1 pseudogene is annotated in these 314 nt (G+C 63.7%); it reads left to right on the top strand.

The features are described 5' to 3' along the window. Window positions 1-314, top strand: a pseudogene (locus OGX91_RS00060) (putative type VI secretion system effector); the annotation flags it as partial.

The raw sequence follows: 314 nt of genomic DNA, 5'->3' as shown, positions 1-314 counted from the left end.
CCGCTGATTAAAGTTCGGGGGGTCATTGAAAAACTGACGCAGCGGCGGGTGGTGCAGCATTTCGACGTTCTGTCCTATCCGGAAGGAAGCGCCTACTACGCCCGCTATAAAAAGAAGATGGCGGCGTCGGCGGTGGTCTGGGCGGCCAGCGGCTCGGGAGGGACAGCCTCGGCCCTGCTGCAGGACTATGACAGGCCGCTGTGCGGGGCCTGGTATCTGACCGGGCGCATTAACGGCAGGCGTTTTACCGGCTGGCTGGGATGCCACTGGTGCTATGAAGGGGAGGAGGTGGAACTGCTGGCGGCCCCGGTCGG

The organism is Citrobacter sp. Cpa228 (genome assembly GCF_030333085.1).
Lineage (GTDB): Bacteria > Pseudomonadota > Gammaproteobacteria > Enterobacterales > Enterobacteriaceae > Citrobacter > Citrobacter pasteurii.
The sequence above is the reverse complement of the archived record's forward strand: the minus strand, read 5'-3'. Positions and strand labels throughout refer to the sequence as shown.